At 67.1% G+C, this 21,836-nt stretch carries 17 protein-coding genes; 9 read left to right on the forward strand and 8 right to left on the reverse strand.

All coding sequences use genetic code 11. From position 1 onward, the window contains the following. Positions 1–24 precede the first annotated feature (24 nt). A complete protein-coding gene (locus tag ABH926_RS04755; protein WP_370364095.1) occupies positions 25–1,833 on the reverse strand; it encodes a fatty acyl-AMP ligase in 1,809 nt (602 codons plus the stop codon). Positions 1,834–2,982: 1,149 nt separating this feature from the next. On the opposite strand from ABH926_RS04755, the gene ABH926_RS04760 reads away from it, so the two are divergent. The 3 genes from ABH926_RS04760 (at position 2,983) to ABH926_RS04770 (ending at position 4,208) form a co-directional block, all read left to right on the forward strand. After that, the gene (locus tag ABH926_RS04760; protein WP_370364096.1) at positions 2,983–3,285 is read left to right on the forward strand and encodes a hypothetical protein; all 303 of its coding nucleotides are present in this window, start codon (positions 2,983–2,985) and stop codon (positions 3,283–3,285) included. A gap of 173 nt (positions 3,286–3,458) precedes the next feature. Further along, entirely contained in the window at positions 3,459–3,833 is a 375-nt protein-coding gene (locus ABH926_RS04765) for a hypothetical protein (protein WP_370364097.1), read from the forward strand. A 183-nt stretch (positions 3,834–4,016) separates the two neighbouring features. Beyond that, positions 4,017–4,208 carry a hypothetical protein gene (locus tag ABH926_RS04770; RefSeq protein WP_370364098.1) on the forward strand — a complete coding sequence of 64 codons (192 nt, stop codon included), beginning with the start codon at positions 4,017–4,019 and terminating at the stop codon, positions 4,206–4,208. A gap of 136 nt (positions 4,209–4,344) precedes the next feature. On the opposite strand, the gene ABH926_RS04775 is transcribed toward ABH926_RS04770, so the two are convergent. Then, positions 4,345–6,402, reverse strand: coding sequence for a hypothetical protein (locus ABH926_RS04775; RefSeq protein ID WP_370364099.1), 2,058 nt, complete (start codon positions 6,400–6,402; stop codon positions 4,345–4,347). 380 nt (positions 6,403–6,782) lie between these two features. Continuing rightward, positions 6,783–7,610 carry an integrase core domain-containing protein gene (locus ABH926_RS04780; protein WP_370364100.1) on the reverse strand — a complete coding sequence of 276 codons (828 nt, stop codon included), beginning with the start codon at positions 7,608–7,610 and terminating at the stop codon, positions 6,783–6,785. On the opposite strand from ABH926_RS04780, the gene ABH926_RS04785 reads away from it, so the two are divergent. Further along, positions 7,605–8,432: a carboxylesterase family protein gene (locus tag ABH926_RS04785; RefSeq protein ID WP_370364101.1), complete on the forward strand. Its 828-nt coding sequence runs from the start codon at positions 7,605–7,607 to the stop codon at positions 8,430–8,432. The two genes, ABH926_RS04780 and ABH926_RS04785, sit on opposite strands and share 6 nt — an antisense overlap. 250 nt (positions 8,433–8,682) lie before the next feature. On the opposite strand, the gene ABH926_RS04790 is transcribed toward ABH926_RS04785, so the two are convergent. After that, the gene (locus ABH926_RS04790) at positions 8,683–10,167 is read right to left on the reverse strand and encodes an MFS transporter (protein WP_370364102.1); all 1,485 of its coding nucleotides are present in this window, start codon (positions 10,165–10,167) and stop codon (positions 8,683–8,685) included. A 99-nt stretch (positions 10,168–10,266) separates the two neighbouring features. After that, entirely contained in the window at positions 10,267–11,262 is a 996-nt protein-coding gene (locus tag ABH926_RS04795; RefSeq protein ID WP_370364103.1) for an NAD(P)/FAD-dependent oxidoreductase, read from the reverse strand. 91 nt (positions 11,263–11,353) lie between these two features. Between ABH926_RS04795 and ABH926_RS04800 the strand changes: the two genes are divergently transcribed. The 3 genes from ABH926_RS04800 (at position 11,354) to ABH926_RS04810 (ending at position 16,191) form a co-directional block, all read left to right on the forward strand. Then, on the forward strand, positions 11,354–11,950 hold the full coding sequence (locus ABH926_RS04800; protein ID WP_370364104.1) for a helix-turn-helix domain-containing protein: 597 nt from the start codon (positions 11,354–11,356) through the stop codon (positions 11,948–11,950). A gap of 30 nt (positions 11,951–11,980) precedes the next feature. Next, a complete protein-coding gene (locus ABH926_RS04805) occupies positions 11,981–13,075 on the forward strand; it encodes a transposase family protein (RefSeq protein WP_370364105.1) in 1,095 nt (364 codons plus the stop codon). 278 nt (positions 13,076–13,353) lie between these two features. Further along, entirely contained in the window at positions 13,354–16,191 is a 2,838-nt protein-coding gene (locus ABH926_RS04810) for a tetratricopeptide repeat protein (protein WP_370364106.1), read from the forward strand. A gap of 73 nt (positions 16,192–16,264) precedes the next feature. Here ABH926_RS04810 and ABH926_RS04815 read toward each other — a convergent pair whose 3' ends face one another. Next, positions 16,265–16,678: a hypothetical protein gene (locus ABH926_RS04815; protein WP_370364107.1), complete on the reverse strand. Its 414-nt coding sequence runs from the start codon at positions 16,676–16,678 to the stop codon at positions 16,265–16,267. 303 nt (positions 16,679–16,981) lie between these two features. Between ABH926_RS04815 and ABH926_RS04820 the strand changes: the two genes are divergently transcribed. Further along, positions 16,982–17,986, forward strand: coding sequence for a hypothetical protein (locus ABH926_RS04820; protein ID WP_370364108.1), 1,005 nt, complete (start codon positions 16,982–16,984; stop codon positions 17,984–17,986). 224 nt (positions 17,987–18,210) lie between these two features. Here ABH926_RS04820 and ABH926_RS04825 read toward each other — a convergent pair whose 3' ends face one another. Beyond that, entirely contained in the window at positions 18,211–19,170 is a 960-nt protein-coding gene (locus ABH926_RS04825; RefSeq protein ID WP_370364109.1) for an AraC family transcriptional regulator, read from the reverse strand. A gap of 96 nt (positions 19,171–19,266) precedes the next feature. On the opposite strand from ABH926_RS04825, the gene ABH926_RS04830 reads away from it, so the two are divergent. Further along, entirely contained in the window at positions 19,267–20,499 is a 1,233-nt protein-coding gene (locus tag ABH926_RS04830) for an MFS transporter (protein ID WP_370364110.1), read from the forward strand. A 167-nt stretch (positions 20,500–20,666) separates the two neighbouring features. Here the strand turns inward: ABH926_RS04830 and ABH926_RS04835 are convergent, their stop codons facing one another. After that, entirely contained in the window at positions 20,667–21,812 is a 1,146-nt protein-coding gene (locus tag ABH926_RS04835) for an acetate/propionate family kinase (RefSeq protein WP_370364111.1), read from the reverse strand. Between the last annotated feature and the right edge of the window lie 24 nt (positions 21,813–21,836).

A 21,836-nucleotide genomic window follows, 5' to 3' on the forward strand; every position in this document is an offset into this window, starting at 1 on the left:
CTTCGTTGTTGGGGTTGTGCGAGGTCAGCTTGCCGACTCTTGGGGGGCGTCGTAGTGTCCACAAAGAAATGCAGTGCGGCACTCGCCGCGTGCGACTTTGCCGCTGGATGTTCGTGGGACTGTTGCGGGGCGGACCAGCACGAGCCTTTCGAGCCGCAGTCCGTGAACCATGGCGACTCGGCTGCGTACCGTGCCTTCGAGTTCGGCCCGTTCGGCGCCCTGTGGGGTCTTGTCGCGACGCCGCTCGGCAACCGCGACAACCTCTTCTCCGCCCTCCCCGGGAACGGAGAACACCGCGATCCGCTCGTTGCGGAAAGCGCCCAGAGCCGCCCGCACCGTTTCCTCGATGTCCTGCGGGTAGTGGTTGCGGCCGTTCACGATCAGTAGATCCTTGAGGCGGCCGCTCACCAGCAGTCGCCCCTCATGGATCGCCCCGAGGTCACCCGTGCGCAGCCAGGGCTTGCTACCGGTACCGTGCACGAGCGTTTCAAACGTCTCGGCCGACTCCTCTGCGCGCTTCCAGTACCCCAGGCCGACGTTTGGGCCTCGTACCGCGATCTCACCCACGTCGCCATCAGGAAGCACGGACCGGGTACGCGGATCGATGATCCGTAGTTCCTGACCGACGGGAACACCGCAGCTCATCAACGTCGTGATCGTGTCCGTGCCGTCTGGATGCACATCCGTCCCCAGAGCGACCGGCTCGATGCGGCCCTCGACCAGCCGATCGCGAAGGCAGGCAACGCTGACTGGGAGTTCATCTCCAACACCGGTCGTGACGAACACGGTAGCTTCCGCCAGGCCGTACGATGGGCGCTGTGCCTCTGGGCGCAGGCCCGCTGGGCCGAAAGTCTGCTGGAAACGGCTTACGGTGCCTGGCATGACGGGCTCGCTTCCGTTGATCAGCATCTTCACCCGGTCGAGCCGCAGATCCCCAATCTGTTCATGGTCGAATTTCGCCATACAATAGTCGTATGCGAAATTCGGCGCGGCTGAGACGACTCCGGGATACTGGCCGAGCAAACGCAACCATCGCTCCGGCTTCTGCAGGAACGCAACGGGATCCATCAGCACAGAAGGTAGCCCTCCGACGATCGGGGCCACGATGGCGAGCATCAGGCCCATGTCGTGGAACATGGGCAGCCAGCTCACGGTGGTCAACTGTGGCAGAGGTGTGCCAAGACATGAAAGCGCCTGGAGCGCATTAGCGACAACGTTGCGATGGCTGATCATCACACCAGCGGGAGCCCGGGTAGACCCAGAGGTGTATTGCAAGTATCCGAGACTATCCAAACTGGTATCCGATATCCCGAACGCGGGGTCGCCTACGATACCGGGCATCTGACCTCGAGAGTCGAGGGTCGCGCTTCCGTTTGTGACCGGAATCAGTGGAATCTTGCGGGACTCCGCCGTCCGTTGGAACGTCCGATTCTCCTGCGTTTCGTCGGCGGCTACGAGGGCGCAGGCTGGTTCGCAGTCATCGAGCACGGAGGCCACACGATCCGCATGGCCGGCAGCATCCGGGGGAAACAGCGGCACCGCCACCACGCCGGCCCGCAGGCACCCAAGGAAAGCGGCAACATAGTCCAACCCTTGCGGTAATAGCAAAACCACGCGGTCATCCCGATTCGCGCTCTGCGCTACTTGAGCGGCCACTGCCTGCACCCGAATGTCGAGCTGGTGCCAGGTCAGCGTACGGTGGGAACCGGCGGATTCAAGATGAGGGAAATCCACGAAGGTGAATGCCCGCTCATGTGGTCGGGACTGTGCCCGCTGGGTGAGCAGTTCCACTAGTGACTTTTCGACCGTGGGAACGAAATCGCTAGTGAGCATCAACGGCCCCTTGAAGAAGATACTATATCTTACATGGCTAAATCGTACATTTACTACCGGGTACTCCCCTAGGCTTCGACGCCTCAAACGGCCGGTACTCCGGACGCATGGCTCAGGCGCCGGTAGAGATGGGCCGTATCGCCCGGGTTCGGCAGTTCGCAGGCACACAGCCGGTTCGGACCCAGGATCGTCGCAGTTCAGGACCCTGTCGGTGATCTATCCGGCGACCACGGGTCCGAAAGTTTGGTGACACGGTGACGGTTCCCCGAGGTGGCGGAGGCTCAAGATCGTGTCGTGAACGCTGGACCTCCCGGGCCCGCCGCTGCCGCATCCGGGCGTCCGTCGAACTCGCCCAGGCCGACTGGTGCATCACGCCCGCGATGCGATCCTGCGCATCCCCGCTGACTGGCCCTGGACCAGCGCGTACACCACCTGCTGGAGACGTCTTGCGACCCTGCCGTGCACACCCGGGATTGAATAAGAGATCTGTGACCCTTGAGTCATTGAGGTTGGCCTTTACTGTATCCCACAGGATTGTCATTGAGGGCGGTCCTGACGCCGAATCTCTTGTGAGCCAGACCCGCCCCAGACTGCCTCCAGCGGCCTTCGCCCGTCCCGTTCGACCTTGACCCGCAGCACCGTTCGCGGGCTGGGACCGTTGCTTTGACGGGCCCGTACGCGTTCGCGTTCTTCATAGACACTCATATGGACGCATCGCCGCATAGCCGGGACAAACCGAGGGGAGGCCCCCGTGCGGAGCACGCAAAGCTCGACTGGACATCCAGATTCAAGAAAGGAGTACCGGCATGATTATCACCTTTGTGGAGAGCCTCGTAGCCGCCCTCAGCGCTCTGCTGACGGGCATCCTCTAAGCGGCTCTGCTCCCGCTCGTTTTCGAGTGGGGAGCGAATGGTGTGAACCATGGTGTTATTCCCCGGCCCTCGCGTCACGTAATGGGCCGGGGTCTCGGCCTGTCGTGTCTACTTGTTCTTGGTGAGTCCTCCTTGGCGGCGGCGCTCTTGGGTTGCTTGTCGGGTCAGTAACTCGGTCCGTTCATGATGACCTGTTGGCTGTAGTTGATCAGTCAGTCCAGGAGGCAGCGATGGCCGTGTTAGGGAACAACGGATTACAGCCATCTGGGGCTGACACTTGTTCGCCCAAACGACTACGCCCAGGCCGTCGAGGACATCGCCGAACTCGCGCACCCCGGCGCTGAACGCCGCACGTGTTGCAACTGTCGAGACAGCACAGCACTACCGCCGCGAAAACGTCGTCACCCTGACTCCGGCCGACACCGAACTGCTACGCCGCGGCGATGAGGCATTCGAGCGGGAACGCGGCACCACGCTGCGCTCCGTCGACCCCCACGACATACAGGCTGTGATCCGCGTACTCAGCGCGATGAGCCACACTCTTGATCCGACAGTCCACGCCGCAGCAGATCGCGAGTAGCCCACACGCGGATACCGCCGACGTTCACCACGGCCCTGACGCCGCCTACCGAGCGAGCACGACCACGCTCGAAGAGCCGCTTTCGACCGGCAAAGGCATCGGCGAGCGCATCCCCGCCTGCAAACGCACGTGTCTTCGGAAATACCAGGGCATTCATCCACGAAGATGGGGTAGTGCGCCTCTATCATTTTACGGACGCCTGGTTAGGCATCGTTTCCGCCAAAGCGATCGATCCCGCCTTCAGCCTGTGGGATGACGGCACGCTGCCGCTCGTCCATTTCACAGCTTCGATGTACATCCAATCGCTACCCCACACGCACCTGGGCCGCAGATACCGGATCACCGTCGATGTCGACGATGCCAGGCCGTGGCGGGAGTGGGCGACCGCCAACCTCACGGCCATGGCTGCAACAGTCCTGACCGGCCCGAGTTTCGGCGGCGACCCCAGATTGTGGATAGTGGTCAGCCGGAGCGTGCCTCAGGGTGAGTGGATCGAAACGTGTACCAGCATCGGAAGGGGGTGGACGAGGATTTGGCCGCCCGGTTGACCCGGCGTCCCGGCGGGCGTCTGCGCCCCTCTTCCACTGCCTGCGGGGAGCATCAGAGGGTCACGTCCGCCCGGGCCGAAAAAGGTGCCGCTGGGCCTCCTGGAGCCGGAATGAAGGGCAGCGCACCGGGAGTTCCCCCGAACAGCGGTGCACTGAAGGCTGAAGATATAAATTACTTGATGCATGGGCATCAAGATGGCTGTCGGCCCGTACGAACCGGAAAAGGGCTACGGGCTGGTCGTCGTGGGAGATCAGTTCAAGCAGGCGCGTTCGTGGCGTGACGTGAGGCGGATCGCCGCCGCGGCGGGCGCCGACATGGACACCGAGGTCACCTACCACAGTCCTGCCAGCTACCCGGACTGGCCTGGCGGCTGAAATGAGACTAAACGCGTGTACACAGCTGGTCGACGCCGACTCCGCCGGCTTCACCGGAGCCTTGCGCCGTTCCAGTCGGCGCTGACAGGGTCGCACGACGTCGAAGCAGGAACCGTCACCGCATCGGCGACCTCGGCTACTCCACAGCCACGGAGCGTTCGCGACGCTGCTCGTTGATGGCGTTGGCTTCGGCGCGAGCGGTGGCTGCTGACTGTGTTCGATCGAGTTCTTCATAGGCTGCAGCCAGGGTGTGCAAGGTGGCTGCGAGGCCTTGCCGGTGGGTGTCCGGAAGACTGCGGTAGATCGCGGCTGCTTCATTGAGGGAAATCAGTCGTGCGTGCGGTCCGAGTTGGCGGGCCATGCCGTGCAAGCTGGCGGCGAGCAGGGGCCGGTAGGCAGCCGGATCGGTGTCGGCCAGTTGCCGATACAAGGCGATGGATTGCTCGATGGCGGACAAGGCGTCAGCCCAGTGGCTCACGCCGTGGAGCCGGTCGGCCAGCGCGACCAGACATGCGGCCAGCTGGGCCCGGAACGCCTCGGGCTGGGCGTGCGCCAGTCGCCGGTAGAGGTTGGCAGCTTCCTGCAGTATGGGAATGGTCTCCAGGTTGTGGGGCGATGTTGCGCGGGTGGCGGTGGTCAGCAGGTGCGCGGCCAGGTCGTGCGTGTAGGCGTCTGGGTCGAGACGGACCAGTTGCCGATACAGGCGTTCGGCCTCGCCGGTGGCGGTGTGGGCCTTCTCCGTCTGCCCCACCGCGTCACACCAGTTGCCCAACAGGGACAAACTGGCGGCCAGTTGGCTGCCATAGCTGTGTGGCTGGTCTGCGGTGAGTCGTTGGTAGCACTCGACGGCTTCCTCCAGCGCCGCGAGGCCTTCACGGCGTCCCCGCTCAGCCAGCCGCAGGGCCAGGATGTGCAGGCAATTGGCGAGGTCGGCGTTCTGCGTCGTCGGGTCGTCCGCGGCCATCTGCCGGTAGTGCCGCGCGGCTTCATCGGTGGCGGACAGCGCCCGGTCAGGTTGGCCGACGGCCTCAAGGTGCTCGGCCAGCACCAGCAGACAGGCCGCCAAGTCGACGCGGTGGGCGGCCGGATCTTCCTGTGCCAGCTGACGCAGGTACGTGGCTGCTTCCTCGACGACGGCCGAGGCATCATCGGCACGGCCGGCAGCTTGGAGTTGCCCGCCGAGGACCAGAAGGCACGACGCCAGGTCCACGTGGTAGTCGCGCAGGGTGTGGTCGGCGGCCAGTCGGCGAAGGACATCGACGGTTTCCTGGGCCAGTTCCAACGTCTCGGGTGAGGGCTGGTCCGGGTCCATGCGCATCAGCAGGTCCGTCAGGCTGGCGGCCAGATCCGGGCAAAAGGCGTTCGGGTGTTTATCGGCCAGGCGCCGATGGCAGACGACAGCCTGGCGCAACGCGACGACAGCCCGCTGGGGCTGCCCGGCGGCATCGTGGCGTTTAGCCAGAAGGTGCAGAGAGGCGGCGAGATCGGGCAGGTACTTCTCGGAATCGGTTTGGGCCAGCGATCGGCGCAGCGTCGCGGCTTCTTCAGCGGCGGCCAGTCCGGCGGCATTCCGCCCGGCGCGAGCGGCATGGATGGCCAGCGCGTGGAGGCTGGCCGCCAGCTCCGCGATGTAGGTGTCGGGTTTGACGCTGGCCAGGCGTCGGTAGACGGTGACGGACTCTTCGATCGCCAACAACGCCTCGGCGGCCCGGCCTTGAGCCTCACATCGTGTGGCGAGCGCGCCCAGCGTCGTGGCGAGCTCGGCGCTGTGCAGCTCGGGACTCGTGCTCGCCAACTGACGATAAACGACGACAGCCTGCTCCGTGGCCGCCAACGCCTCCGCTGTCTGGCCGTTGGCGTCATAGCATTTGGCGACATACTTCAAAGCGTTGGCCAGGTCGGGGAGGTATGCGCGCTGGACCCCGGCCAGCCGTTGATACACCGCTACAGCCTCCTGGCTGGCGGCCAGTGCCTTAGCCGACAATTGCTCGGCATCGCACTGGATTGCGAACGCGCCCAGCGCGACGGCCAATGCCTTACTGGCTACCTCGCCGTGTGGCGCTGTCAGCAAACCGTCGCCGTTCAGGCGCACCACCTGATCACGATAGTGCCCGACCAACCGCTCATGGACTCTTAGCGCCGCCGACGTCCACGGATGCCGGCGCCGGGCGGCGAACACCGTTGCGGTCAGCACTCCGAGCACACCGGCGCGTGGCGTGCGCTGCGAGTGGCTCTCGTCCCGCGCGTGACCTGCCACCAAGGGCCTGCCCTCGACATCCGGCCCCCCGTCGGCCACGGCAACCGGCTCGGGAACGGGCTCATATACCAGGTCCGTCGTGCTGAAGTGGTGATTCTGCGGGCGCCGCCCCACGTCGGCAGTCGCAGATCCGACACCTGACGCTCCAATCTGTGGCGGCAATGTGGTGTCATAAGAGACAGAGGTCAAAGCCATTCCCTAACCAAAGAAGAGCGAGGGCGAGACGCGAACTCCAGGAGGCTACGGCATTCCGTGGCAACAATCAGCCCGTACAGCTCCGAAACGCTGTCGATACACCACCCGAACAGCCCCGCAGCCTAAAGTCTGATATTTTCAGCCACATGTCTACCTTCCGCATGTCGGACAATCCGCTTGGCGTCAGGCGGCTTGACGAGCGGGACATGGCGGATCAACGCTGTGGGTGCCGATCCATCCATGCAGGTCTGGCAGCGAGCTCGTACTCGTGAAGGATCCCGCCCGAGTCGGTCGCGTCTTCGCACGTTCAGGTCGACGATGTCGGCCCTGCTGGTGATCGGTTCGGGCGCGGGCTGCAGTGATGCGTCCTGGTCCAGCGAGCGGTGTGGCCGATGCAGGTTGTAGTGGGTCTCGAATTCGCGCAGCGCGTGCAGCAGATGAGCCTGGTTCCAGATCGGCATCCGATCCAGCAACTCGCGGCGACAAGTGCCGACCCAGCGCTCCATCACCGCATTCATCCGCGGCATCCGAACCCCGGTGAGCACGACTTGGATACCGGCATCCGCCTGCACTTCGTCGAATGTGGCACAGAACTTTCCGTCACGGTCGCGACTCAGGTACCTGATCGAACTGCCGGCGTCCTGCAGATCCATGACCAGGTTCCGGGCGGCCCGCGCGACCCACGAAGCCGTGGGGTGTGTCGTGGTGCCCAGGATGCGGATTCTGCGTGGCGCGTGTTCGATGACGGCCAGGATGTACTGCGGCTGCCCGGACAGCGTCACCGTCTCGAGGAAGTCACACGCCAGGATCGCCTCGGCCTGACCACGCAGGAACGCCGCCCAACTGGTCGAGGCCCGATCCGGCGACGGATCGACGCCGGCGTCCTTAAGGATCTCCCACACCGTACGTACAGCCAACTTGGCACGAGTGAGGAGACGCCAGTCATGCACGCAATGGATGCGCAGGGTCTCGCCCGGCTATCGACCGGGCTGCTTCGCGGGATCCGCGAAGAAGGGGTGACCGCCTATCGCGGAGTCCCGTTCGCCGCACCGCCCGTCGGGCCACTACGTTTCCGCAGCCCGGCGCCGCCTGAGCCGTGGCCCGGGATCCGCGACGCGAGCCGGTCCGGGTCCGCGTCGTACCAGTTCAACGCGGTCAACCAGAGTGAGGTTGAGCGCGTGGTCCGGGAGACCGACCCGGGCGTGGCCGGGATCATGGCCTGGCCGCCGTGCACCAACGCAACGTACCGGCACAACGACGCGGCAGAGGACTGTCTCTACCTGGACATCTGGGTACCCGACTCGGCGCCGCGCGGCAACCTGCCCGTCTACGTGTACTACCACGGGGGCGCCAACGCGGTGAGCTCCGGCTCGTTCGCGTTGGAGCGCGGCGCGAACCTGGCCCGCGAGGCCGGCGTGATCATGGTGCGGCCGAATTACCGGCTCGGTGCCTTGGGCTGGGTGCACTTCGGCCTGCTCGGCGGCGGGTTGCCGGAGGCGGTGAATCTCGGGGTGCAGGACCAGCTCGCAGCCTTGGCATGGGTGCACGAGAACATCGGGGCGTTCGGCGGTGATCCGGAGAACGTCACGATCGGCGGCGAGTCGGCCGGCGACACCGCGGTCTCACACCTGCTGACCAATCCACGGGCGCATCCGTACTTCCGCCGCGCGGTCCTGCAATCACTGAGGATTTTTCATCCTGATTTCGCAGGTGGGGTGGGGTGGGGTGGCCTGGGTCTGGTCGGGTGTGATCGGGCTGGTCGGCGGGTGTGACCGCCGCTCGTGATCGTCTGTCAGCGGGTGATCTCGGCGTTGGTCAGCACCAGGAGCGCGCGCGGCAGCGTGGCGGCGTGGGCGGCGTTCATCCGCACCTTGGTGAGGATGCGCCAGGACCGCGCACCACTCGGTCGCAACGAGTCCGGCTTCCGGTGGCGCCGCCACGACGAGTACGCCAGCCGGTGACGCCATGGGTACGGCCTTCGCGTTGATCACGCGAAGGCCGTACCCATGTCCGGCGATACCTTTACGCGTCGCCCAGTGAGACGGCGACCGCGACCGCGGCGATCAGGACGATCGCCGCGATGACGCGGTAGCCGCTTGCCATGGCGTCTGTGAAGGCACTGACAGCTTGGGCGTGGACGGCGGTCCCGAGTCGTTGAGCGGCGCCGAGTGTCTGCGAGGTGGAGCCGGCGAGCTTTTGCAGGGATGCCGGCAGGGCGTTGGTGAAGTGGCTCGTGAGAACGGTCCCGACGACTGCGACTCCGAGGGCGCTTCCGATTTCGCGGGCAGCGCTGTTGAGTCCGGATCCCATGCCGGCGCGGGCCGGCGGGAGCGAGGCCATGATGCCCGTGGAGAGGCTGGGAACGCTGAGCCCCGCGCCGGTGGAGATAGCCAGGAGCGCCAGGCCGTAGAGCGCGTAGGGAGTCGCGGACGTGACGAAGGACAGCGCTGCGAGACCGGCTGCGATGAGGACGATGCCGCTGGTGACAACGGTGCGGGTGCCGAATCGTCGGGCGATCGCGAGGCTGCGTCGGCTGACCACGATCATCCCGACGGGGAGCGGCAGGATGGCCAGGCCGGTGGCCAAGGGGGCGTATCCCCTGGCGTATTGGAGGTATTGGGCGTTGACGAAGAACAGCGCGAACATGCCGAAGAAGACGGCCGCCACGCCGATCGTCCCGGTCCGCAGCCTGGTGATGGCGAAGACCCGCGGATCGAATATCGGGTGCGCCGCGCGCAGGGCGTAAGCGATGAACACTGCGAACAGCAGTGCCGCGGCGGCGAACGAGCCCAGTACGAGCACTGAGCTCCAGCCGTGGTCCGGTCCTTCGATGATGGCGAACAAGAGCGCGAAGACGGTTGCGGCGAGAAGGACCGTACCGATCAGGTCGAGGCTGGCGGGGTGCCGCTCACCGCGCGGCGCGACTCGCATCACCCCGACAACGAGCAGCAGCGCCAACGGTCCGATGACCAGAAACAGTCCCTGCCAGGGCAGCCACTGCAAAACGAGTCCGCCGCCCAGGGTGCCGAGGGCGCCGGCTGCGCCGGTCGCAGCTGTCCACGTCGCGATGGCGTGGGGTCTGCGTTCGGGCGGTGTGACCTGCATGAGCAGCGAGAGGGTGGCCGGCATGACCAGCGCGGCGCCGAGCCCGGTGACCACACGCCCGGCTAGCAGAACCGTGATATTCGGCGCGGCGGCACAGGACAGGCAGCCGGCCGCGAAAACGGCCAGGCCGGTGAGCAACACGCCCTTGCGGCCGATCCGGTCACCGAGCGCTCCGGCGGGGATGAGCAGGCAGCCGAACACGAGAATGTAGGCGTCGACGATCCACAGCAGTTCCGTGGAGTTCGGGTGCAGCCCGCTGCCCGACAGCTTGGGCAGGGCCAGGTTGATCGCGGCGACCATCGCGACCACCACCACCACGCACGACGACATCAGCGCGAGCATCGCGCGCGACGGCGCCGGGCGCGGGGTGCTGGGAATCAGTACAGGACTTTGGACAGACATGCGAAGGACTCCTTGGTCAGGCAGATCCACGCTCTTAGTGGCGCGGCGAATAAGGTGGCCTGCTCGCAGGCCACCTCAACCGTGGGGTAAGTGGCGGTCCTAGAGCCCGTGCCGGCGATCGCCTAGCACGGCCTGGGTGACGCGGGACTCCATCGCGGCGGAGAACACGCGACCAGCGGCATGGTGGCGTTCCACAGCGGTTTCAACGTCTTCTTGCACAAGGTCGGCATTGATCGCGATCGCCGCTGCGGACCCGGCACCCGCCGAGGTGATCACCTGGGCGCGCGGATCGACCACGTTGCCGGCGGCCCAGACACCGAAGGCAGTGGTACGGCCCGTGGCGTCGACAGTGACGAAGCCCGCCTGATCGATCTCGCAACCCAGGCCGGTCAGCAGACCGTCGGCGTGAGGCAGGTTGCCGGGCCGGACGAACACCGCTGTCCGAGCCACCACCTGACCGTCGATCAGCTCGACACCGGTCAACCGGTCGTCCTCGACTACCAGCCGCGCGACCTCGCCGCCGACGACCCGCACCCCGCGTGCCTCCAACCGGACGTGTTCGGCCGGGGTCAGGTCATAGGTGTGGACGAAGAAGACCACGTCGTCAGACCACTGCCGCACCAGTTGCGCATGCTGTACCGAGCCGGGATGGGTGCCCAGGACCCCGATGGGCTGGTCGCGGACTTCCCACCCGTGGCAGTAGGGGCAGTGCAGGAGATCCCGGCCCCACCGCTGGCGGACTCCGGGGATCTCCGGCAGCTCGTCGCGGACACCGGTCGCCACCAGGATCCGCCGCGCCTTCAACACGCGGCCACCCGCCAGACGAACGTAGAACCCGGCATCGATCCCGACCACCTGATCCTCGACCAACTCGACGCCATAGCCGGTCACCTCGGCCCGTCCCGCGGCCGAGAAGTCGGCCGGCGGTATGCCGTCGAGGGACAAGAAGCCCTGCATGTGTGCTGCGGGAGCGTTGCGCGGCGCTCCGGAATCGACCACCGCGACCCGGCGCCGGGCCCGACCCAGTACCAGAGCCGCGCTCAGGCCCGCTGCCCCACCGCCGACCACCACCACGTCATAGACCGTCGCCTCCATAGCGATCACCTCCACCGACAGAGTTCGCCAAGCGGCTCGGAACTGACAACTTCTGTTGCCATTTCCGGGAACGGGGTGGTGGACTGACGGTATGGAGAACTCGCCGGCGATCACTGCAGCCCTGGCCGAAGTAGGTCCCCGCCTCAAGTGGGTGCGAGCCCAACGGGGCGTCACCTTGACCGAACTCGCCGCGGCCACCGGCATCTCCAAGAGCACCCTGTCCCGGCTGGAAGCCGGACAACGCAGACCCAGCCTCGAGCTGCTCCTGCCGATTGCCCAAGCCCATCAAGTGCCCCTCGACGAGCTGGTCGGGGCACCCGAGGTCGGCGACCCGCGAGTCCGGTTCACCCCGCGAAACCACCATGGCCGCATCGTGGTCCCGCTGACCCGACAGCCAGGTGGTCTACAGGCCTGGAAAGCGATCATCCCGCTCGAACAGAACGAACCCGAACTCCGCACCCACGAGGGTTACGAATGGCTCTACGTGCTGTCCGGACGGATGCGGCTGATCCTGGCCGACCACGACATCACCATGGGCCCGGGCGAAGCCGCCGAGTTCGACACCCGGCTTCCGCACTGGTTCGGACCCGCAGGCGACCAGCCCGTCGAGATCCTCAGCCTGTTCGGCAAGCAAGGCGAACACATCCACGTCCGCGCCGCACCACGGAGCAAGGCCGACAAGGCATGATCTGCCCGCCACGACCAGCGCCTTTCCGACATGGCCGGCGGCAACGGCGTATCGGCCTCCACCGTGCGCCGCTGGGTGCTGGAGACGATCGCTCTGCTCGCGGCCAAGGCCCCGAGACTGGACCGGGCGCTGGCGGCGATCACCCGATCCGGTGGCGAGGTGGTCCTGATCGACTTGACGCTGGTGCGCACCAGACGCCGTACCGGCAAACAGAATCGGCGCAACTACTCCGGCAAGCACAAGGCCCACGGACTGCTGTTCCTCGCGATCACCGACGAGCGCGGGAACCTGCTGTGGATCTCGGCGGCCAAACCCGGCCGTGCCTCGGACCTGACCGCCGCGAGGCACAACAAGATCTGCGCGAAGTTGCGCGCCGCCGGGCTCGGCGCGATCGGCGACCTCGGGTTCACCGCCCTGGACGACGACCCCGACAACCCGGTGATCATCACCGGGAAGCGGAGAGCCCGCAAGAAGCCGCTCCGATGGCGGCAACGGTGCTGTGGTTCGGCTGCCGGGCCGGAGGTTCCCGGGTGTCTGTGGGCGACCGAGGTGGTGGAGGCGCATCTGGCCGCCCAGTGGATGGCGCACTCCCCAGAAATGCGAGAGGTCCTGGGTCCGCCGATGGTGATCATCGATGTGAAGGCTCACGAGTTCGGCTGGTTGGTCGTCTGTCAGTCCCAGCGATACGCCGAGACGCGGGATTTCCGGGACTTGTTGATCGGGCACGGGCCGTTCCTCGTCGACGGCCTGGACGGCAGCTTGCACATGGTGCATCCGCAGTTCGGGGCCGAAGGGAACGAGTGGGAGGACCAGTACCGTGCGAAGGTGCGGAGCCAGGTCAAGCCGCGTGAGTTGGACGTTCGGATCCGAGAACTGCTGCAAGCCGGTCGCCGCTTTGAGGCGCTGAGGGCAGCGCGGCAAGCGGGCGAGGGCTTCGGGCCGGCGGATGCCAAGCGATTCGTCGATGCCATTGGCAGCGAGCACGAGCCGCCGGCAGACCTGGTGGCACGGTTGCCGCAACCGGATCGGGAGTTTCGGGCGGTGACGACCTTCAGCGGCCCCAATCCGGAGTCTGCGAATGCGGCCGGCAACCGCGCAGTAACGTGTGGGCAACCGCGCGCATGAAGCCATGTGCCCCCTGGTCCCGGTCTCCGGCGGAAGGCGTGCACAGATGGCCTGTCGCCTGTTCTACGGCTGCGACGCGACCGCCAAGACCGACAGACAGCGTGGGTTGCAGTACGAGCGCCGCGACGAGCACCGGCTCCGCGTCGAGCGGAAGCTGAGGTCAGGACCCTTCGGGTCGTTCGCGCGCCCACCGACGACTACGCTTTGATCAAGACGTCCGGCCTGGATCATCGCGGGTCGCGGGGAGGTGTACGGTGCGGTTCGGCTTGCTGGGACCCTTGGAGGTCGACGACGGCCGCGGGCCGGTGGCGATCGGCAGCGCCATGCACCGGGCGCTGCTGGCCGTGTTGCTGTTCCGTGCGAATCGGCCGGTCTCGCACGGGGTGCTGCGCACCGTGCTCTGGGACGGGGCCCCGCCGCCGACCGCCGCCGCCTCGTTGAAGAACCATGTCAGCAAGCTGCGTCGGCTGCTTGGAGACGAGGCGCGGGACCGGCTGCGGGCCGTTCCGTCGGGCTATCTCCTGCGCGTGGACGAGGGAGAGCTCGACGCGGACGAGTTCGCGGCGCTCGTACGAGACTCGCGGGAGGCGCGAGCGCGGCAGGATTGGCCGGAGGTGAGCCGGGCGAGCAGTGCGGCGCTGCGGTTGTGGCGTGGGACCCCGCTGGACGACGCGCCGGTGGACGCGGTGCACCTCGACGTCCGACACCTGGTGGAGACCCACCGCGAAGTGCTCGAATGGCATTTCGACGCGGCACTCCGGCAGGGGCTCCACGACGGCCTCGCGACGCAGCTCTCAGTGCTGGTGACAGAACATCCGCTCGTCGAGACCTTCCATGTACAGCTCATGCAAGTGCTGTACCGCGGCGGTCGTTCGGCGGATGCGTTGGACGTCTACCAGCAGCTGCGCCGCAACCTGGTGGACCAGCTCGGACTGGAACCGAGCGCCGAGGCCCAGGCCCTCCAGCAGCAGATCCTGGACACGAGCGCGCAGCCGGGTGGCGACCAGGTCACGACAGGAGCAGACGCTCCGCCTCTTGCGGGCCGACGACCGGGACCGGCGCAACTACCCGCTGACATAGCCGACTTCACCGGTCGCGAGACGCAAGTGCGTGAGTTGTGCGCAGCGCTGGAGAGTCTGGATCAGCCCCTCGAGTTCGGCAGCAGAATACGTCCCTTGGCGGTCTGCGCGATCACTGGCATGGGCGGCGTGGGGAAGACGGCGCTGGCTCTGCACACTGCGCACCGTCTACAGAACGTCTTCCCTGATGGTCAGCTGTATGTCGACCTGCGCGGCCGGGAGGCCGCCCCGCGGAATCCCGACGACGTCCTGTCCGGCTTCCTCCGTGACCTCGGGGTGCCGGACCAGGCCATACCGCTCGGCCAGGAGGCCAAGGCCGCAGCCTTCCGGTCGCTGACCTCCGGTCGCAGACTGCTGATGGTGTTGGACAACGCGCGCGACGCCGCCCAGGTCCGTCCATTGCTGCCGGGGACGGGGAGTTGCTCCGTTTTGGTCACCAGCCGCCAGAAGCTGCCCGGACTCGACGGCGCCTTCCATCTCGATCTGGACGGACTGGACGCTGCCGAGGCCCAAACTCTGCTCGGCCGTATCATCGGTCCGGCCCGCGCCGCCGCGGACCCGGAAGCCACCGAGGTTGTGCTCCGCTACTGCGCCGGACTGCCGCTCGCGGTGCGAATCGCCGGCGCGCGGCTGGCGAGCCGTCCCTCGTGGCCGATGGCGACGCTGGCGGCGCGACTCGCCGACGAGCGCCGTCGGCTGGACGAGCTGCGGTTGGCGGACGTCGCCGTGAGGGGCTGCTTCCAGGTCAGCTACGCGGACCTGGACAGTGGTGCGTGGACAGTCGCCGGCAGCGTGTCACATGTGACCGACGCGGAAACCGCGGATCCGGCCAGGGCGTTGCGGCATCTCGGACTGTGCGGATCGGCGGAGATCAGCCTGCCGGCTGCCGCAGCGCTGTTCGGCAGGTCGATGGAAGCGGCCGAGGAAGCGCTCGAAATCCTCGTGGACGCCTGCCTGCTGGACAACCCGCTGCCGGGCCGCTACCGGCTCCACGATCTGCTCAGGGTCTACGCCGCCGAGTGTTCCCTAGCGGAGGCCGAGACCGAGCGAGACGCGGCGGTGGAGCGCTTGGCCCGGTGGACCCTGGTGTCACTGGCCGCTGCGGATGGCACGCTCTTCCCGAACAGCCGCAGGCCGGAGCTGCCCCCGCCCGACCCCGGCCATCCCGCCCTGGAGTTCGCCACCCGGGAGGCCGCGCTGTCCTGGTGCGATCGTGAGACCACGGCGCTGGTCGCCACCGCCGCGGCGGCCACCGCGCACGGGCTGCACACGCTGGCCTGGCTCATCCCCGCCTACGCATTGGGGTATCTCCGGCAGAGCTGCCGTTACGTGGAGTGGTCGGCTGTTAACACCAGCGGCCTGGCGAGCGCGCGCACCCTTGGCGATGTCGAAGCCGAGGCACGTCTGCTAAGCGCGCACGGCGCGCTACTCCTACAGACGGGAAGAACTGAGGAATCCGAAGCCTGTCTCCGAGCCGCCCTCGAACTGAGACAGACGACGGGCGACGCCGTGGGCGAGTTAGCCCTGCTCAGCAACCTTGGTGTCGTCTATATGCGGCAGCAGCGCGATGAGTACGCGCACTCGCACTATCTGGAAGTCCTCGCGCTTGCCCGGCAACTGGGGCGGAAGCCAGCGGCGGCGAACTGCCTCAACAACCTGGCTGTCCTCGAGACTCGGCTCGGCAACTACGACGCGGCGCTGCTCCACCTTGAAGCCGCCAGGGCCATCTGGCATGAACTCGGCGACCTCGACGGAGACTCGGTGGCCCTGGCCAATACCGGCACTGTCCACCTGCGCCGCGGGGATTTCGCAGCGGCCCTGGGCTGTCTGGAGGAGGCGCTTCCGGTGACGCGCTCCTTCGGCAACCGGATCGGCGAGGCGGAGATCCTCACCGACCTCGGCAGCGCCCTGCTCGGTTTGGACCGCCGCACCGAAGCGCGCGAACATCTCCGACAGGCCGTCCAGCTCTGGGAAGGGCTGCACGACCCGCGGTCGGCGGACGCGGCCGCCCGGCTCGCGTCGGCCGAAGGCCGCTGACCGGCGCTCTCCGAGGGCCGTTTCCCCCTCCTGGTCCCCCGATCCCCCGGGAGTGCCGGTCAGCGGGGTCTGGTTACCACCAGCCGCTGCACCGGGCGGTGTTGTCCGCGCGCGACTGGACGCACACGCGGATCACGGTGGAGCTGTCGTTGACCCATCCGATGGGATTCCCGCCGTTGGCGCCGAAGTGCTGGTACCCGATGAGCCCGTGCCAGCTGCGCCCGCCGTCCCCGGACTGGTCGATCCAGCCTCCGCACTCGTTCGGATCGTAAGAGCCCAGGCTGTCCTGGAATTGGGCGAGGATGTTGTAGCTGCCGTCGTCGAACTTCTCACCGTCCATGTAGCCGTGGCAGAAGCCACTCCAGGCGTTCTCGACGATCCCGTAGGACGTCGTAGCGTTCGCCGCTCCGGCCGACACGAAGCCGATGCCGGCGACTGCGATGGCCGTCGTCCCGACCGCGGAGGCGATGCGAGTGCCGATCTTCATGTGTCCCCCCATAAAACGCCGACGGGGCCTGCTCCGTCAGGCTATTGCGATGTAGCGGCCGACTCCCGGCGGAGCGGCCTCAACAATCATGGAGCGCCCCGGTAATCAACCGGTAATCGCTTGGCAAGCCTGGTTGTCATCGCTCTCAAGCAGCGACCAGCTTGTCAATGCCCTAGAGTTGACATGACCGACATTTGTGGACAGGCGACGTACCGTTCCTGCCAATGATCGGGTGCTTCCTTGCAGCTGTCTCGTTTGAAGACAGTCACCTATTTGGCAGTGCGACCCCACAAGGAGTAGGCCATGCCACTCACGGAACAGCAGGCGACGCGAATTCAGGAGATCGAGAAGCGAGAAGCCGAGATTCGGAGCAACGCCCAGTCCGCCTTCCAGGTGAAGTTCTTGAGTCTCATAGGGTCGGCCGCTTCCCTGCTCACCCCGGGCACCGAGGTCCCCGCTGTGGTTGCTGGCATCGCCAACATGGCGGCGATCAAGAACTGGGAACTTGAGATGCAGGGCTTCATCAGGGAGCTCGACCAACTGGACCAAGAGAAGAGCGGCATACTCAGCCAGGCCAGCCAGCCTCCTGTGATCACGACCGACCCGGTCATCATCGTCGTCCCGTCGGCGACCGGCGCCGACGAGCAACCAGCCCCGACCATCGTCAGCACGCCCGGCGATGTTCCTCCCGGCACCCCGGCGTTCACGATCCCACCAGTAGTGATCTCCGCCGATCCGAGTGACACCGCCTCTACCACGATCACCATCTCGCCCGTGGTCATCGAGGGGAACAGCGCCACGGGAACAGGCACCATCACTCTCCCCGAAGTGACGATCGACGGTAAGCCTGACAGCGCCGGAGGAGGCGGCGGGAGCGGTAGCAACGGCTCCGGGGGAGGCGGCGGGAGCGGTAGCGACGGCTCCGGAGGAGGCGGTGACAGCAGCAGCGGAGGCGACAGCAGCGGCAGCGAGGGCGGCGACAGCAGCAGCGGGGGCAGCGCTGGCGAAGACGGCGGCAGCGCGGGAGACAGCAGCAGCGCAATTGGAGGAGACGGCAGCAGCGTGGGCGGCATCATCGGAGACAGCGGCACCGGAGGTGACAGCAGCAGCGGCAGTGGCGGAGGTGACAGCAGCGGTGGTGGAGATGCGGGCGGTTCTGACGGTGGCGGTGGCGACGCTGGAGGAGACGGGGGTGGCGGCGACGGCGGTGGAGGGGGAGACGGCGGCGGCGGCGGTGGTGGGGGCGGCGATGGAGGCGCAGGCGGCGGAAATATCCCAGGGTTGCCTCCCAAACCGCTTCCTGAGTGAATTCAAGCTCGCCCGGCGGGTCTCACCATGAAGCACCCACTTGGGCTCACCGGTGCAGCGGATCCCTGAAAACGATCACCCACAAGAGGTAACGAGACCGCAAGTGCGGGCTCGGCACTTGAGGCGCGCCAGGCCCTCGAAGATCTCAGGGGTGGCGGACTGGCGGCTGGCGAGATCGCGAGCAGGACGTTCTAGCGCCGGCTCGATCGGCGACCAGGAAACGATCAGGTTCCGGTCCCGATCATCACTGCGGTATCCGACCCCTGTGATACCGACCGCTTTCGATACACCCCCGGCGGCATGCCGAAATGGCGCTTGAACGCCTTCGCGAACGCGAACTCCGAGGTGTAGCCCGCGTTCTCCGCTATGGCGCCGAGCTGATCAGAGGACTGGCGCAGCATGCGGGCCGCCGTGGTCATCCGCCAGGTCGTCAGGTACGTCAGCGGTGGCTCGCCGACGAGCGCCGTGAACCGCCGGGCGAAGGCGGCGCGGGACAGTCCGGCTTGGGAGCCCAGCGATTCCACGGTCCACGGGTGCGCCGGATCGTCGTGGATCGCCTTCAGTGCGGGGGCGACCAGGGGGTCGGACAGGGCGGCCGACCAGCCGCGTGCCTGCTCCTTTGGCTGCTCGGCGTACCAGGATCGCAGGATGTAGAGAAGGAGCAGGTCGACGAGGGTCGAGACCACCTTGTCCGAACCCGGCTGGGGGTTGTGGACCTCGGCGCAGAGTTGGTCCACCGCCGAGCGCAACGCCGGGTGCCGGCCCGGGCTCGCCGGCAGGTGGATCACCTCCGGCAGTTCGCCGAGCAGCGGATGCGGCCGGTCGATGTCCAGCGAGTACGCGCCGCACAACAGCACGGTGCGGACGCCGGGGCCCTCCAGGGCGAAGCGGCCGATAGGCGAGGACGCGTCGACGTGTTCGGGCACGAAGTCCACTATCGCGCTGTCCACCTCGTCACACAACACGTGGCCGCCGCCCCGGCGCAGGAACACGATGTCGCCGGGGCCGAGTGCGACCGGGCCGCCGACCGGCGGCAGCAGACGGCAGTGTCCCTCGACGACCACATGGAATCCGGCCCCTGCGATGGGGCGGAACCGCAGGCTCCAAGGCGCGTGCGCGTCGGTGCGGACCACTCCGGGGCGGCCTGTGCGCAGCGCGTCGAGGGTGTCGCTCAGGATGTCCATCGCACTACTGTAGCCCGCAGAACGCGAGACGATCAGACACTGAATCAAGACTTTCAGCCATTCATCGTCTCGCTCACGGGGCCTACCTTTACCGACGTGACCACATCAGCCCTCGCCCATCAGAAGGTGGGAGTTCCGACCGGGATCCACAAGAGCCTCGGCCCCGACGCAGGTCTTTCCAAGAAGACGACCGCCTTGTTCTCCGTCGCGGCCGGCACCGCCGTGGCGAACCTCTACTACGCCCAACCGCTCCTGACATCGATCGCCCGGACCTTCGCCCTCGGCCCCGGCACCGCCTCGTTGATCGCCACCCTCGGCCAGATCGGCTATACCGTCGGCCTGGCCCTTCTGGTACCACTCGCCGACATCGTGAACCGCAGGAAGCTCCTTGTGGTGCTCTTGCTCGTCACGTCCGTAGCACTCGCGGTCTCGGCCGCGGCCCCCGGTTTCGCAGTGCTGGCCGTCGCTGCCGCCGTGCTGTCGACGACCGCGGTCGCCGGACCGGTCCTGGTGCCCCTCGCCGCCACTCTCGCCTCGCCCCAGCAGCGCGGCGCCGTCACCGGCTCGGTAATGAGCGGCGTCCTGATGGGTGTGCTGCTCTCCCGGACCGCCGGCGGACTGCTCGCCCAGCTGGCCGGATGGCGCGCGGTGTACGCGGTCGCGGCGGTCGCGACCCTCGCGCTGGCCGAGGTGCTTCGCAGAGTCCTGCCGGACGTGGCGCCGGTCGCGCGTCTCGGCTACGGCGCTCTGCTCGGCAGCGTGGTGAAGCTGGTCCGTGAGGAGCCGGCGCTGCGGCTGCGGATGGCCTTCGGATTCCTCGGTTTCGGCTCCTTCTCGGTCCTGTGGACCTCCATCGCGTTCCAGCTTGCCCGGCCGCCGTACTCGTTCGGCGAGGCGGCCATCGGCCTGCTGGGCCTGGCCGGGGCGGCCGGCGCGATCGCCGCCAAGGCCACCGGCAGGGCCGTCGACGCCGGCCGGGACCGGGCCGTCAGCGGCCTGATGTTCACCGCGATGCTGCTCGGCTGGCTCCTGCTCGGCGTCCACGGCGGCCACTGGCTGCTCCCGCTGATCCTCGGTATCGTGGTCCTCGACCTGGGCGTGCAGGGCGCGCATGTCACCAACCTCGCGGTGGCCCTACGGCTGCGCCCAGAGGCCCGCAGTCGTATCACCACGGCGTACATGACCTCTGTCTTCCTCGGCGGTGTGGCGGGTTCGGCGGCCTCCGGCGCGGTCTTCGCCAGCGGCGGATGGAACGCGGTGACGCTGACCGGGGCCGCGTTCTCCGGAGTCGCCCTGGCCATCTGGGCCGTCTTCCGCGACGCCAAGTAATAAGAGCCCTGATGCATCTCGCCCCTGACATCAACAGCTCCATGACCCGCAGCCCCGCCAAGAACTCCACCCAAGATCTTCCCCCTCGCGATCATGTCCAGGTACAGGAGGCCGGTTCTTTGCGCGGGCCAGGGAAGTGTGAATGCGCCGGTAGTTGCCTTGGCCAGTCACATGCCGCCGAGCACCCGTCGGGTCTCGGCGGCGATCTGCTGCGTCTCGCCGGTTGCGACCACGAGGACCGGGACACCTCTCACCGCCTGATCGATGCGTCGGTGGCCTTCCCGCATCAAATCTTCCAGTTCGGGGACGAGCAGCCCGCCTCGTACACCGAGAACAGTCAGGGCCGAGCAGATCTCCTCGCGTACCTCAGGTTGGTCCTCGCCGATCTCCCCCGTGAAGACCAGGGCGTCCAGCCGGTCCAGCGAGGCGGCCATCGCGGCGACGCCCCTGCGGCAGCTGAGTGTGAACGTCGCCAGCGCCAACGCGGCCGCGGCATCACCCTGCGCGCGGGCGCGCACCAGGTCCCGGGTGTCTCCCGAGGTACCGGAGAGGCCGAGCAGACCGGAATGCCGGTGGAGTGTGTCATCCAATTCGTCCGTGCTCAGACCGTGCCGCCGCTGCAGCCACAGTAGCGCGCCGGGGTCGAGGCTGCCGCTGCGCCGACTCATCACCAGGCCTTCCAGCGGAGTGAAGCCCATCGTGGTGTCCACGCTGCGTCCGTTCCGGACGGCGCAGGCCGAGCAGCCGCCGCCCAAGTGCACGAGCACGACCTGGAGGTTGTCGACGGGTCGGCCCAGGGCCTGCGCCGTCCGCTGCAGTGCCCACGAGTAGGAAAGCCCGTGGAAGCCGTACCGGCGCAGCCCGTATTCGGCTCGCCATCGCTCCGGCACGGCGTACGTGCGCGCCGGTGCCGGCAAATCCTTGTGAAAGACAGTGTCGAAGCAGGCGATGTGAGGAACGTCGGGCAGGAGTTCCCGTGCGGCATCGACCACATGCAAGGCAGGGGTCACGTGCAACGGCGCGAGATCGGCGACGTCCGCCAGCAGAGCCCGTACGCGTGCGTCAATCAGCGTATGTCCAGTCAGGTGCGGACCGCTGTGGACGATGCGGTGACCAACCGCCGCAGGAGCGGGCACCTCGCTGAGGAAGTTCCGCAGTTCCGCCGCCGCGGCAGGCCCCGGAGGCTCCGAGACGTCTCGATCCGCCACCCGTTCACCGTCCGCCGCGAACAGAGCGATGTGAAGGCTCGAAGAGCCAGCATCGAGGACCAGTACGTGACCATCACGGTTCTCGTGGGAGCGATCAGCACTCATCACACACCTCCAGTGCCCTCGCGT

This window comes from Catenulispora sp. GP43 (assembly GCF_041260665.1).
Lineage (GTDB): Bacteria > Actinomycetota > Actinomycetes > Streptomycetales > Catenulisporaceae > Catenulispora.